We start from the raw sequence: 14,282 nt of genomic DNA on the forward strand, positions 1-14,282 counted from the left end.
CCGAAAATACGAGGAGGATAGCCATGGAAGCAAATATTTTAGACGAACTCGCCTGGCGCGGGGCACTGAACCAGATGACGGACGAGGAGGGGCTGCGCAAGCTCACGACCGACAAGCACGTCGGCATCTACGTAGGCACGGATCCGACGGGCGACTCGCTGCACGTGGGGCACCTGATCCCATTCATGATGCTCAAGCGGTTCCAGCTGATGGGCCACAAGCCGGTGATCGTGATTGGCGGTGGGACCGGTTCGATCGGCGATCCCTCAGGCCGCAATTCCGAGCGCGTCCTGCAAACGATGGCGACGATCGATGAGAACAAGAAGAAGCTGACCGCCCAGATGGAGCGGCTGTTTGGCACGGACAACTTCCGCATCGTTGACAACTATTCCTGGCTCAGCAAACTGAGCCTGCTGGACTTTTTGCGCGACTACGGCAAGCTGTTCCCGGTCAACCAGATGCTGAATAAAGAGGTCGTCGCCAGCCGCCTCGAAAACGGGATCTCGTACACTGAATTTACTTACCAGATCCTGCAATCGATCGATTTTCTCAAGCTATACCAAACCGAGGACGTCCAGGTGCAGCTCGGCGGGGCGGACCAGTGGGGGAACATCACCGCGGGCATCGACCTGATCCACAAGGTCGAGGGGCCAGCGGCCAAGGTCTTTGGGCTGACCAACCCGCTGATGCTGAAGTCAGATGGGACCAAGTTCGGCAAGTCCGCCGGGGGGGCGGTATGGCTCGATCCGGAGAAGACCTCGCCGTACGAGTTCTATCAGTTCTGGTTTAATCAGGACGATAAGGACGTCGAGAAGTTCCTGAAGTTCTTCACCTTCCTAAGCAAAGAAGAGATCCAGGAGCTAGTTGAGGCCACGCACGCGCACCCGGAAAAGCGTGAGGCCCAGCGCCGCTTAGCCCAGGAAGTCACCAAGTTTGTGCACGGGCAAAAGGCCGTCGCGCAGGCGGAGGCCATCTCCGCGGCACTGTTTTCCGGGGACGTGCAGGATTTGACCGTCGAGGAGATCGAGCAGGGCTTCAAGCAGTTCCCGAGCAAGACGGCACCGGCGGCCGCAGAGAACATTGTCACCTGGCTGGTAGACACCACTGGCATTGAGCCGTCACGGCGCCAGGCCCGCGAGGACGTTCAAAACGGGGCGATCACCATTAACGGGGTCAAGCAGCGCGATCTGGCCTTCGTGGTCGATCCGCGCGCGCACTTTGACGGGGCGTTCACCATCGTTCGCCGCGGCAAGAAGAAGTACTTCCTGGTGCGGATCGCGCGTTAGGCCGTTGCCAAGGATCAGGCGCGCCGGGCGTGCTTTTAAGATGCTATACTGAAGAAAAAGGGGGAATCGGTATGGCATATTCCGTGATTGGCGCCACGTATCAGCATCAATCCCTAGCCGTGTTTTATTCCGGGCTGGACGGCCAGCAGCTGCTCAGCTTTACTGCTGCCTGCCGCGAGGCGCTGCGGCTACTTAACGCGGAGCTTGCCGCCTGTCCACTGCCCGACATTCGTGAACTGGCAGAGCAGGTGCTGGCGTTGGCTTTGAAGCAGCCCCTGGATCTGCACCAGCTCGCCGAGGCGACCGGCGATACCTTGTCTTTGAGCTGGTTTGCCGATGATCATTTCGTCATCGCGGTGATGGACCGCACCGAGGCGTTTCAGCTGCATCTGGAAGTCGTGCCGGTCCATGCCGAGAAAAAGTAGTCAATGAGAGTGAGCCCAGATTTCTCTAGGCGCGTTCTATAAAGCGCCGCCACGTAGACAAGCGCCTCTGCACCGCGATTCTAAAAACGAATCGCATTGCAGAGGCGCTTGTGCTTTGGGCCAATACCGCTTGATGGCGCAGCCTCTTTTGCTTGACGTGAAGTGACTCGCTTTGTTAACCACACTGTAACGCCTCTGTAACGTACGACTGATATGGTGGGTGCAGATCAAAAAGAGGAGTGTGTCCACATGAGGTTAGGGAAAGTTGCTGCAGTCTTGGGGGTTGCAGCGCTGATCGGGGTCTTCGGCATGGCCGGCGAACCAGTTAATGCCGCCCCGGCTGGCAGTGCCAGTCAGGCGACCGGTAGCCTGATCCAACAGTTGCAGGCCGCGCAAAACAAGGTGCTGAAGGCAGCCAACAACGCGTCGAACTTGGTTTCGCAAATCGACGACACGCAGGCCGCGATCGACCAGGCGCAAAGCAAGATCAGCGCCTACCAAAGTCAGATCACGAAGGCCAACGCCGAGGTCAAGAGCCGCAAAACGGTCCTGAAGCACCAGCTGGTCTCCTTGCAAAAGCAGATCGGTGATTCGGCGACCGGCAACGTCTACTTTGACTTTATGCTGAACGCCAAGGACCTCTCGGATCTGATCTCCCGGGGGTTCACCGTTAACAAACTGAATCAGGCCTCCCAAGAAGCGCTGCAGGCGGTTCAGGACGCGCAGGCCAAGGCCAAGGATCTGAAGGCCGAGCAGACCGCAAAGAAAGCCGAGCTGATCGCCAACAAGTCCAAGTTGACGGCGGCGAAGGCGGCATTTGACGCCACGGCAGCCAAGGCCAAGGCCGATGCGGCGGCATTGCAAAAGAAAATTGATGACAATAAGGCGCAGCTGACGCAGCTGGCCACCTCAAAGAACCAAGCAACCGCCAAGGCGGCCGCAGCGATCGTCGCAGACAACGCCAGCCGGCCGCAGGCAGCCCCGCGGCCAGTGGCGCTGGCGCACCAAGTTGCTGCTAGCACCGCGGTGGCACCAAGCCTTCACGGCGGTTCACTGGTTGGCAACGCGCTCGGGATGCGCGGTGTCCCTTACGCTTACGGCGGCAAGAGCGCCAGTGGCGTTGACTGCTCCGGCCTGGTTTACGTGGCCGGGCGCGCGGCTGGCATTCCCGCTTTGAGTTCTTACCACACGTCTCAGGCCTTGAGCACGATGGGGCGGTCCGTTTCCCTGGGCAGCCTTCAGCCCGGCGACCTGCTGTTCTGGGGCGGGGTCGGCTCTGCCTACCACGTGGCGATCTATGTTGGCGGCGGGCAGTACGTGCACGCACCAAAGCCGGGCGACGTTGTCCACACGGCCAGCGTTAACGGCTGGCGGCCTAACTTCGCGCGCCGCGTTTAGGCGCAAATTGATTATTCTCTTTTCAGCCCGTATGCAACTACGGGCTTTTTTTATGCAAAAAATGGTTACGGGATTGTCTTGCTTTAATCCGTAATCTGTGGGTGTACACCGCCCAAATGTGCGGGGATTGTTGCATTTGCCACAATGACATAAAACGCGGTGCGACCGACTTTGTTTGTTAACGTTGCTGTAACATCCCTGTAACGTGCGCTTGTTACACTCATCTACAGTTAATTCATTGAGGAGTGAATGTTTAATGAAAATTTCCAAAGCCTTATCAGTGATCGCGGTGGCTGCACTGCTTAGTGCCGGCACCTTAAGTACCAGCACAACAGTTTCAGCTGATTCCGTCAGCGACGCGAAGAGCGCCGTTTCCAAGAACCAATCAGCCACGGCGACCCTCGTTGAGAAGTTGCAGGACGCCCAAAACAACGTGACGAAGATCAACAACCAGATCTCAGACACGATGATCTCCCTGCAGAAGACGCAGGCCAGCATCGATGCCACTCAGGCCAAGATCGCGGCCTATGCGGTTCAGATTGACAAGGCGACAGCCGAGGTCAAGACGCGCAAGACCGTTCTGAAAAAGCAACTCGTCTCCCTGCAAAAACAGGTCGGCGATTCGGTGACCGGCAACGTGTACATGGACTTCATGCTGAACGCCAAAGATCTCTCCGATTTGATTTCCCGCGGTTTTACCGTTAACAAACTGAACCAGGCCAGTCAAGAAGCACTGACGGCCGTTCAGCAGGCGAAGGCCAAGGTGGCCTCACTCAAGGCGGAGCAGGAAACCAAAAAGCAGCAGCTCACGGCGAACAAGGCTAAGCTGGTTGCCGACAAGAGCAAGCTTGAAACCATGAAGGCCAGCGCCACCAAGCAGGCCAAGGATCTGACGAGCCAGATCAACGCCAACAAAGCAAAGCTCACAGACCTGAAGAACAGCGTGTCCCAAGCCACGGCTGCCGCGGCTGCCGCGCTGGTCGCTCAGGCTAATGCTGCTAAGGCTGCCGCTGCGCCGGCCGCAACCAGCCATCGCGCTGCTAGTGCCGCTACTGCGAAGAGCACGGTCGTTCGCGTCAATAACAACACGCCGGCCCCAAGCGTTTCCTATGGTAATGGCAGCAAGTCCGGTTTCGTTGCCGCGGCCCTTGGCCAAATGGGCAAGCCGTACGTGTGGGCGGCTGCTGGGCCTTCCGCGTTTGACTGCTCCGGGCTGGTCGTTTACGCCGCTAAGCTCTCTGGTCTTGGCAGCCTGCCTCACCAGGCTTCACAGCTGCAACGCATCGGCAGCCCCGTTTCCTTGGGCAACCTGCAGCCAGGCGACCTGCTTTTCTGGGGTGCCCCAGCCTACCACGTCGCGATCTACATCGGCGGCGGTCAGTTTGTCCACGCGCCGAACCCGGGCCAGTCAGTCACCACGCAAAGTGTTGGTTCCTGGACCCCGACGAACGCACGCCGGATCTAAACCAGTAAACATTCACTCAAATTGGAGTCGGCCGCAGGGTCGGCTTTTTTCATGACCTAGTTTAAGGTAAAATGGGCTTATTCAATTGGCGCCAGTGCCGCTGCACCGCTAGACGTGGGGGGCTGGCGCCCACAAGGAGAACTGACGCATGCGGCACAAACTGATCGTGATCACCGGGGCGACGGGCACCGGGAAAACGACTGTCTCTTCCTATCTGACAAAGCAGTACGGGGTGGACCGCGTCATGACCCACACGACGCGGCCAAGGCGGCCTGGTGAAGTTGACGGGGTGGATTACTACTTCGAGACGCCTGCCAGCTTTGCCGCGAACCACTATATTGAGCACGTGACGTACGCCGGCTACGAGTACGGCAGCTCGCGCGAATCGTTGGCCCGGTCGTTTGCCAAGGCCGATTTTGCCAGCATTGTCCTTGATACCGCGGGGGCCATCACCTATGCCCGCGAGCTGGGAGACCAAATCGCGGTGCTGTATCTGACGATCGAGGACCCCACGATCCTCAAGCAGCGCCTGTTGGCCCGCGGGGATCCCGAGGCGATGGTGCAGCAACGGTTGGCTTCGGCGGAGTACAAGCGGGATCTGCAGCTGCCGGCCGCTTTGAAGCCGGTGGCAACGGTCATCAAGAATGACGATTGGCCCGCGGCCTGCAAGCAGATCGATGCGTTTATGGCGGCACTGCGCGGTGGCGCCATGGCTGATTGAATTGAAGCGGCCCGTGTGGTAGACTGACCTAAATCGTAATCAGTCCGATTAACCAAGGGAGGCTATCATGTCGCAAGCAACTATCGCCATCGAGAAAATGAAGCAAAGCGGGATGCGGGTCACTAAGCAGCGCCGCGCCTTGGTCGCTTATTTAGATCAAAGCGGTAAGTTCGTGCCGGTGACCCAGCTTGATTCCTATATGCGCGGGCAGTACCCAGGGCTGTCGCACGACACGATTTACCGCAACGTCAAGGCGTTTGAGCAGCTAGGGATCCTGGAAAGCGACGTGGAAAACGAGCAGGCGATCGTTAAGCTCCAGTGTGATTTCCAGCATCCTCACCACCACCACTTCATCTGCACCAATTGTCACCGCGTGCAGGAGGTCAAGATGTGTCCCCTTGGTTACTTCGAAAACCAGCTGCCAGGAGCGAAGATCGCTAGTCATAATTTTGAGCTATACGGGCTCTGCGCTGACTGCGCAAAAAAGCTCGGCAAATAACCGAATCCCGCCAGTGTGCGGGATTTTTTGTCAATAACGTCGCCTGCGCATTGCCACCCTGCAGTCTTTCGCCCAGCGCAATTTTGGGCGGCTTTCGGGATTCTTAACCGGCGAGCGGGCTAGTTTACGTTAGAATCAGAGTATCAACGCTTGGGCAAGGAGGACTTCACATGGCTTATCGAACGCCGCCGCTGCTGTCGCCAGCGGCCATCGTGTCACTGATCGTCTTGATCAGCGGCTATAATTGGATCAATAATGCCGTCGACCCGACGAGCACGCCGAAATCACCGGCGGCCCAAAGCTCACTGATTTCCAGTATCAAGGAGCAAAAGGCCAGCAGTGCCACTTCAGCCAGCACCCCTAGTCGGCCGGCTTCATCGAGCAGTAGTGCGGCGTCAAGCCAATCGGCGCCTGCGGCATCGTCTTCCAGTGCGACCACGCAGGACAAGGCGGCAACGTCGGAGAGCCGCACGAGCGCTTCGGGCAACGAGACTGCTAAGGACAGTCCGCACGCCAGCAGCAGTAGCAGTGTGACCAGCGCTAGCGCCAGCTCAAGTACGACTAGCAGTGCGGATGCAGACGCCGCGAATGATGGTGCTGCGACCGCACCGGCGGGGAGGTGACCGCATGCTAACGGCATTAGACATTCTCAACCGACTGCTTGGGTACTTCAACATCCAAGATAAGGCCAAGGGTAAGGCGTTTACGGTCGTGGCCGGGCTCGCCAATTTTTACATCCTGTACCTCGCCATTTCGTGCCTGCGCTATCAGGGGTATCGGCTGCGCGGCGCCTTGTTTTTGCTCCTGTTCTTCGTGTTTCTGTACTTCATCGTCTTGAACGCGGTCTATTACTACACGGACAAGACCGTGCCGTTTGATCTTTCACCCAAGGTGGAGCGCCTGCTTGGCGGCAACCAGGAGCACCTGAAGGCCGCAGAACGAGCACTGACGGCGGGGCCGCAGACCGGGGCGGCCAGCGGCGTGTTTGCCGATCAGCAGCTGCTGCCCACGACGGTGATCACGAGCCCGGCGCAGCAGGCGGCGCTCGATCAGCTGGTGCGCCAGCTGGTCGCGACCGGGGTGATGAGCTTGAATTACCAAGGACTAGACGAGCGGGCGGTACTGCACGTCGCACGCCAGACCCACGCGCCAGTGGCGGCCATGGGCGCGCCCGTGGAGCTGCCCTACTTTCGGCTGAGCGAAGAGCAAGGCCGATTGCTCGTGTACGGCGGCTTAAATGCCCTCAAGCCGCTGGCACTTGGGGAGATCACGCGGGTCGGGCTGATGCCGGTCAAGGCCGCCCAAAAGGACTACCGGCTAGCGGCCGCCCATGTCCTGATTCAGGGTGGTGAGAGCAAACGGCCGGGCCGTGCCGGGCTTTTGACCGAACACCAGCCATACACACTGCGGGTCCAAATCGCTTACACCCCGCGGGAAAATGTGACATCCAAATAACTAAATTTGCGTCGAACCAAATATCTGGTAGAATTATTTTATGGATATGATAATTCTCGTCCCTGGCCCGGCGCTTTTGTTTACCCGGAAACGTTCGTTATTGCTCGCTGACCGGGGTCCGTGGCCGCCCGGAAGAAAACGCATTTTGGGTTCGTAAAGTGTTGGCCAGTAAGGATTTTCACTCCACCCGCGAGTCAAGACAGGCGATTTGCAAGCGCATTTTCTTGCATCTGCCCTGCCGGACGCGGTAATCTAGACGCAAGCAGTGCGCACCTAATTGATTTGCGTAAAGGGGGAATTGCGATGTCAATGATCGAATTTCACGACGTCGAGAAATACTATGGAAAGTTTCACGCCTTAAAAAACATCAACCTGACGATCGATCGTGGTGAAGTCGTGACCATCATCGGGCCTTCGGGGTCAGGTAAGAGCACCTTACTCCGAACGATTAACGGCTTGGAACGTATCACGTCCGGTCAGTTGATCGTCAACGATTTTGATCTTGCGGATAAAAAGACCGATATGAACCGCATTCGCAAGAACGTCGGCATGGTCTTTCAGCACTTCAATCTCTACGCAAACAAAACGGTGCTCGAAAACATCACGCTTGGCCCAACGCTGGTGCTGAAGGCCGATAAAGAGAAGGCCAAGAAGGAAGCCATGGACTTGCTCGACATGGTCGGCCTGGCCGACCAGGCGCCCAAGCTGCCGGCCGCGCTTTCTGGTGGGCAAAAGCAGCGCGTGGCCATCGCCCGGTCTTTGGCGATGAATCCGCGGGCCATTTTGTTCGATGAGCCGACGTCTGCGCTGGATCCGGAAATGATCGGCGACGTGCTCGACGTCATGCAAAAAATCGCCAAGCAGGGCATGACCATGGTCGTGGTCACTCACGAAATGGGCTTTGCCAAGCGGGTTGGCGATCGCATCGTCTTTATGGCGGATGGGCAGATCCTCGAGGATTCAAAGGACGTTACCGGTTTCTTCGATCACCCAAAGGAGCCGCGGGCGCAGGAATTCATCAGCAAGATCTTGAACCACTAGGAGGGAAGACTATGGCTAAACGAATTCGTCAGTTTGGCGTCTTACTCGCAGGTCTGACCTTGCTGCTGCTGATCAGCGCGTGCGGCAAGCCGGTGGCCGATAGCGATGCCCTTGCCCGCGCGCAGCAGACCGGCAAAATCGTCTGGGGCGTGAAGGCCGACACTAGGCTTTTCGGCTTGATGAACACCAAGACCGGCAAAATCGAAGGCTTTGAGGTCGACATGGCCAAGGCGCTGACCAAGCAGATCTTGGGTCAAAGCGGCAAGGCGGAGCTGACTCAGATCACCTCCGACACGCGGGTGCCGATGCTGAAGGCCGGCAACGTGGACGCCGTGATCGGCACGATGTCCATCACGCCTGACCGGCAGAAAGTGCTGAATTTTTCCAAGAGCTACTTCAGCGCCGGCCAGTCGCTGCTGGTGCCCAAGGGCAGCAAGATCCATTCCGTTAAGGACCTGAAGCAGGGCACTTCGGTGATTGGGGTCCAAGGCTCTAATTCCGTTGACAACATTAAAAAAGCGGCCCCGGCGGCGCGGGTGCTGCAGCTTGCCGACTATTCGCAGGCGTTCACCGCGCTCAAGTCGCATCAGGGCGACGCGTTGACCACCGACAATGGCATCCTGTACGGGATGTCTCAGCAGGACCCCAGCTACGTCGTGGTGGGCGGCACTTTTACCACTGAGCCGTACGGGATCGCGATGAACAAGGGGCAGGATCGCCTGACCAAGGCGATGAACAAGGCCTTAGATCAGCTGGATAAAAATGGGACCTACGAGCGGCTGCTGAAGAAATGGTTCAGTGACGTGCCTGGCTTTGATGTGAAGGAGGTGCACCCATGATCAACATTTTCACCACTAACTTTGGCCCGCTGATTTCTGGGCTGGGCTACACGCTGCTATCTTCAATCATTGCGCTGGTGGCCAGTTTGATCATCGGCACCGTCTTCGCGCTGCTGGAGATCTCCCACAAAAAATGGGTGCGCGTGATCGGCAAGGCCTACGTGGAGTTCATTCGCAACATTCCGCTGCTGGTCATCACGATGGCATTTTACGTGATCGTCCCGCAGTTCATCGTGCAGATGGACGGCTTCACCGCCGGCACCATCGGGCTGACGATTTACACCTCGGCCTTCATTGCTGAAACGGTGCGGGCCGGCATCGGGGCGGTACCTGTCGGCCAGATGGAAGGGGCCCGCAGCAACGGGCTCACTTACACGCAGGCCATGGTGCAGATCGTTTTTCCCCAGGCCATCAAGATCGTGGTGCCATCGCTAGGGAACCAGTTCATCAACCTGGTCAAAAATTCCAGTGTGCTGGCCTTCGTCGCCGGCTTTGACCTGATGTACCAGGGCAAGCTGATCGCGGCGGCCACCTTCAACACCTTTGACACCTACCTCGTGGTCGGGGTCTTGTACCTGGTGGTCACGATGCCGATGTCGTACGCGATGCGGTACCTTGAAAAACACTGGTCACGGGCCTAGAAGGGAGGACGAACGCATATGCAAAACTTTATTGATGCTTATTCTGCGGTTAACCTGTCCTACCTCCTGCGCGGCCTGTGGGTCACCGTCGAGGTGTCGGTGGTCTCGATCTTTTTCAGCTTTATCATCGGGACGCTGCTTGGGGTGGCGCGGTACGTGAAGATCAAGTACTTTAGCGCGATCGTCGGGTTCATCATTGATCTGATCCGGAACTTACCGCTGCTGTTGATCTTGTTTTTCACTTACTTTGCCCTGCCTAACATCGGTATCCGGCTGTCCGTGGTGCCCGCGTCGATCATTGCCATGACGGTCTTTGAATCGGCCATGCTGGCGGAGATCATCCGCTCGGGGATCGGCGCCGTGCCGATCGGGCAGATGGAGGCGGCCCGCAGCAACGGGATGACCTATTCGCAGGCGATGCTGCAGATCATCTTGCCGCAAGCCTTTAAGAAAATGATCCCGCCGCTGGTGTCGCAGTTCATTTCGCTGGTGAAGGACACCAGTCTGGCGACCATCATTCTGCTGCCGGAGCTGACGCAGCACGCGCAGATCATCTACGGGCAAAACGTCAACTACACGATCCCGATGTTCGTGGCCCTGGCGCTTTTGTACTTCATCGTTAACTACGCGCTGTCGGTGGGCTCGCACGTCATTGATCGCAAGCTGAACTGACCAAGTGAATGAGTCCTGAGCAACGTCGCCTTCTCATGAAGGCGGCGTTTTAATGTGGAGCAAATGAAATTCAAATGTCAATGTTTTCACTTAAAAATGTATGCGCTATACTTGCCCCAATGTGAGCAAGGAGGTAAACAATGACAGAAGAGTTTAATCAGCGCAAAGCCAACCAGCAGGTCAGACTGCTGCACCAAGCCATTTACGCTGGCTTTAGTGAAATCGAGAATATGTCACTTTGGCACGAGACGCGCACGGATCACCGGGCGCTGCCGCCGGCCGATGCCAACTGGCAGCCCGTCAAAGTCGGTGACCAGTGGTCCGGCCGCGACGATTACTACTGGCTGCGCTTCAAGGTGCAGGTCCACGCCAGCAAGGAAAGCAGCACAGTCTTGCGCCTTGATCTTGGACGCACCGGTGAAGGAAACAACTCCGGCTTTGAGGGCCTGCTGTTTGTTGACGGCAAGCCGCGCCAGGCGGTCGACAGTAACCACGAGGAGGTCTTTCTCGGCCCAGAATACGACGGGCAGACGGTTGATCTTCAGCTGATGATGTGGACCGGCCTTGAAGGCGGCGGGCCAAAAAAGATCCAGCATTACACCTTTACGACCGCCAGCCGCGGCCCAGAGCGGCGGACGGTGCGGCTGGCCTACCGGTACCTGAGCAACATCGTCAACTTGATCCCGGAGCTCAGTGAGGATAACCCGCTGCGGTACAGTTACATTCGATTGGTCAAGCGCGCCTTTAACGGCTTCTTCTGGGCCACGGCGACTCCGGCGGCGACGGCCACAGCGGCAGTCAACGCGCTGGCCTTGATCAAGGCCTTCATTGCGCGGCACCAAAACGAGAAGCTCAACTTTTCGATCGACGCCATCGGCCAGACCCACATCGATGTCGCCTGGCTGTGGACGTACCGCCACACGCGGGAAAAGGCCCGGCGCTCGTTTGCCACTGCGCTGCGGCTGATGGACCGCTACCCGGACTTTAAGTTCTTCTATTCGACGCCCCAGGTCCACAAGTTCATTGAGCAAGACGATCCGGCGATGTTCAAGCAGATCCAGGCCCGGGCGGCGGAAGGCCGCTGGGAGCCGGACGGCGGCACCTGGTTGGAGCCGGATACCAACCTGCCAAGCGGCGAGGCACTGGTCAGACAGTTTCTGTATGGGACCCGCTATTTTGAGGAGAAGTTCCACCACAAGCAGACCGTCATGTGGCTGCCGGACGTGTTTGGCTACTCCTACGCGCTGCCGCAGATCATGCGCGGCTTTGGCATCGACCGCTTCGTGACCATCAAGATTTCCTGGAACGACACCAACCGGATGCCACACGATCTCTTCATGTGGACGGGGCTGGACGGCAGCCGGGTGTTGACGCAGTTTTTGACCACCGTGGAGCGGACCGAGGATTACTCGCAGGCCAAGGTGTGGAACTACACGTATAACGGTGAGATCTCGCCGCACGTCGCGTTAGGCTCCTACCACGAGTTCAAGGACAAGGACAAGTCCAACGTGCTCTTGATGCCTTATGGCTTCGGCGATGGCGGCGGCGGCCCCACCAAGGAAATGATCGAGAACCTGCACGTGATCGATGAGCTGCCAGGCCTGCCTCACGCCAAAAACAAGACGGTGGCGGACTTCTTCAAGGACCTTGATGAAACCGTCAAGGCCAATCAGGAGCCCCTGCCCGAGTGGAACGGAGAGCTCTACCTGGAGTTCCACCGGGGGACCTATACTTCCCAGGCCAGAACGAAGCGGCACAACCGGAAGCTGGAGCTGGCGCTGCGGCGCGCTGAGATCCTGGCGACCACGGCTTACGTTGAACACGGGACCCCTTACCCCAAGGCTGCCTTCGACCGCGCGTGGGAGATCCTGCTGCGCAATTAGTTCCATGATGTACTGCCAGGCTCGGCCATTGGCGAGGCTTACGAGGACGCCGACAAGCTTTACGCCGAGGCGTTCTCCTTGCTCGCTAAGGTCGCCGCGGACCGCACCAACCAGCAGCCGGGCGTCGAGCTGAGCAATCCGCTGCTGAGTGAGAAGACGCAGGCATTTGTTCCGGAAAAGCGGGCCGGGGTCTTTACGACGCCTGCCGGTGATAAGGTGAATGCGCAGCGGCTGGGGGCGGGTTATCTCCTGCCTGATGTGACCGTGCCCGCGTTTGGGACCACGGCGCTGACCTTCACGCCCAGCCAGACGCCAGCACCGGTGCCGCAGCCGTGCGAAGCAAATGCGATCGAGACCCCGCATTACAAGATCGCCTGGAACGCTGCCGGCCAGCTGACTTCCGTGTACGACAAGGATAACCAGCGCGAAGCCATTCGGCCGGGTGGTCTGGGCAACGTGCTGACGATCTACGAGGATCGGCCAACTGCCTTTTCTAATTGGAATATTGACGCCGATTATCCGGATAAGTCGCGGGTCCTGGCGGCCGAATCGATCACGACCTACCAGGAAGCGGCCGGCTATCGGGTGGTCTTCAAGTATCGCTTTGATCAGTCGACCATCACCCAGACGCTGATTGCCGCCAACGCGGCGCGGCGGCTGGACTTCAAGACGACGGCGGACTGGCACCAGCACGAGCTGCTGCTGCGGACCAATTTTGATCTGAACGTGCTGACCGACCAGGCCACGTATGATATTCAGTTTGGCAACATTCAGCGGTCAGTGGCTCGCAATACCTCGTGGGAGCAGGCGAAGTTTGAAGTGGTCGGGCACCAGTGGGCCGAAATGGCGCAGCGCAACTTCGGGGTCGCCTTGCTGAACGACTGCAAGTACGGCTATGCCGCCACTGCCCGCGGGTTGTCGCTGTCTTTGATCAAGTGCGGCGTCTACCCAGACACCGACGCGGACCAGGGACTGCACGAATTCACGTACAGCTTGCTGCCCCACCGCGGTGACTTCATCGAAGGCCAGGTCGCTGAGGAAGCCGCCGCCTTGAACGATCCGGTGGTCGTCCGGCAAAACACGGCCAGTGGCCTTAAGCCGCTGTTCACGTTTAGCGGCGCCGAGGCGGTCCAGGTTGATGCCATCAAGCTGAGCGAGGACGGGGATGCCGTCATCGTGCGCGTGCACAACAACACGCCAGGGGACACGCAACTGGCCGTCACCCCGACCTTTGACTACGCGTCAGCCGCCCGAGTGGCACTGGATGAGTCCGTTAAGCAGCCGCTGAGCGCTGAAGCTGATGGGTCCTTTGCCTTGGCCTTGAAGCCGTACGAGATTGTCACCGTGGCGTTCAAGCAGGTTTAACCCGCATCTCTCATCTTTTCTTCATGCTGAGGGTTGACACTTAGCAGATTTTAATCTAAGATGACACTCAACAAAGACGAAGAGTAGCAGAGTAACTGAGTCAGCCATGTCAGTGAGCCGCGGCGAGTGGAAAGCGGTGATGGTCAATCAGCGAAAGTAGGCTATGAGTTGGTGCCGCGACTGCGGAAGTGGCACCTGGGATTGCGCCCATTACAGCAATGGCATATCGCCGGGCAACCGGCCGTACGCTCCGAGGTCTAGTTGGCGACAACTAGGCGAATTAAGGTGGTAACGCGCGCAGACGCCCTTAGCAGATCATTTGCTAGGGGCGCTTTTTTTGCACGGTGCGCAGGGTCGACGCCCTTAGCCCGACGGCTAGCCTAGCTCAGCGCATTGCCGGCGTTTTTTGCCGGCGAGGTGCTGAGCGTAGCTAGACGCTCGGGCGTTGTCGACCCAGAGACCAAGTATGCACGGTGCGCAGACTTGGCGCACTTAGGCCGATGGTTAGCCTAGGCTGCGGCTTTGCCCGCGCAGCGGGTGAAGGCGTGGCCGTAGCTAAGCACGCGGCCGTTGCCAAGTCGGAGCCCAAGTC

The 14,282-nt window shown here is 58.4% G+C and carries 14 protein-coding genes; all 14 read left to right on the forward strand.

The window, feature by feature from the left end; all coding sequences use genetic code 11:
- Positions 1–23 precede the first annotated feature (23 nt).
- The 14 genes from tyrS (at position 24) to EKM85_RS00935 (ending at position 13,690) form a co-directional block, all read left to right on the forward strand.
- Entirely contained in the window at positions 24–1,286 is a 1,263-nt protein-coding gene (tyrS, locus tag EKM85_RS00870; protein WP_125584385.1) for a tyrosine--tRNA ligase, read from the forward strand.
- 71 nt (positions 1,287–1,357) lie between these two features.
- Positions 1,358–1,711, forward strand: coding sequence for a hypothetical protein (locus EKM85_RS00875; RefSeq protein ID WP_125584386.1), 354 nt, complete (start codon positions 1,358–1,360; stop codon positions 1,709–1,711).
- Positions 1,712–1,960: 249 nt separating this feature from the next.
- Entirely contained in the window at positions 1,961–3,109 is a 1,149-nt protein-coding gene (locus tag EKM85_RS00880) for a C40 family peptidase (protein WP_125584387.1), read from the forward strand.
- A 256-nt stretch (positions 3,110–3,365) separates the two neighbouring features.
- The gene (locus EKM85_RS00885) at positions 3,366–4,574 is read left to right on the forward strand and encodes a C40 family peptidase (protein WP_125584388.1); all 1,209 of its coding nucleotides are present in this window, start codon (positions 3,366–3,368) and stop codon (positions 4,572–4,574) included.
- A 148-nt stretch (positions 4,575–4,722) separates the two neighbouring features.
- Positions 4,723–5,295: a nucleoside/nucleotide kinase family protein gene (locus tag EKM85_RS00890; RefSeq protein ID WP_125584389.1), complete on the forward strand. Its 573-nt coding sequence runs from the start codon at positions 4,723–4,725 to the stop codon at positions 5,293–5,295.
- 67 nt (positions 5,296–5,362) lie between these two features.
- Entirely contained in the window at positions 5,363–5,794 is a 432-nt protein-coding gene (locus EKM85_RS00895) for a Fur family transcriptional regulator (protein ID WP_125584390.1), read from the forward strand.
- Between the two features lie 170 nt (positions 5,795–5,964).
- Positions 5,965–6,417, forward strand: a complete 453-nt coding sequence (locus EKM85_RS00900; RefSeq protein ID WP_125584391.1) for a hypothetical protein — start codon at positions 5,965–5,967, stop codon at positions 6,415–6,417.
- 4 nt (positions 6,418–6,421) lie between these two features.
- Positions 6,422–7,249, forward strand: a complete 828-nt coding sequence (locus tag EKM85_RS00905; protein ID WP_125584392.1) for a DUF6681 family protein — start codon at positions 6,422–6,424, stop codon at positions 7,247–7,249.
- Positions 7,250–7,552: 303 nt separating this feature from the next.
- Entirely contained in the window at positions 7,553–8,290 is a 738-nt protein-coding gene (locus EKM85_RS00910) for an amino acid ABC transporter ATP-binding protein (protein ID WP_125584393.1), read from the forward strand.
- An 11-nt stretch (positions 8,291–8,301) separates the two neighbouring features.
- Positions 8,302–9,129, forward strand: coding sequence for a glutamate ABC transporter substrate-binding protein (locus EKM85_RS00915; RefSeq protein ID WP_125584394.1), 828 nt, complete (start codon positions 8,302–8,304; stop codon positions 9,127–9,129).
- Positions 9,126–9,770: an amino acid ABC transporter permease gene (locus tag EKM85_RS00920; protein WP_125584395.1), complete on the forward strand. Its 645-nt coding sequence runs from the start codon at positions 9,126–9,128 to the stop codon at positions 9,768–9,770. Before EKM85_RS00915 ends, EKM85_RS00920 begins: the two co-directional genes overlap by 4 nt.
- An 18-nt stretch (positions 9,771–9,788) precedes the next feature.
- A complete protein-coding gene (locus EKM85_RS00925) occupies positions 9,789–10,442 on the forward strand; it encodes an amino acid ABC transporter permease (RefSeq protein ID WP_125584396.1) in 654 nt (217 codons plus the stop codon).
- Between the two features lie 140 nt (positions 10,443–10,582).
- Positions 10,583–12,325, forward strand: coding sequence for a glycoside hydrolase family 38 N-terminal domain-containing protein (locus EKM85_RS00930; RefSeq protein WP_125584397.1), 1,743 nt, complete (start codon positions 10,583–10,585; stop codon positions 12,323–12,325).
- A gap of 78 nt (positions 12,326–12,403) precedes the next feature.
- Positions 12,404–13,690 carry a glycoside hydrolase family 38 C-terminal domain-containing protein gene (locus EKM85_RS00935; RefSeq protein WP_164510620.1) on the forward strand — a complete coding sequence of 429 codons (1,287 nt, stop codon included), beginning with the start codon at positions 12,404–12,406 and terminating at the stop codon, positions 13,688–13,690.
- Positions 13,691–14,282 lie beyond the last annotated feature (592 nt).

This window comes from Lacticaseibacillus jixianensis (assembly GCF_003946485.1).
Lineage (GTDB): Bacteria > Bacillota > Bacilli > Lactobacillales > Lactobacillaceae > Lacticaseibacillus > Lacticaseibacillus jixianensis.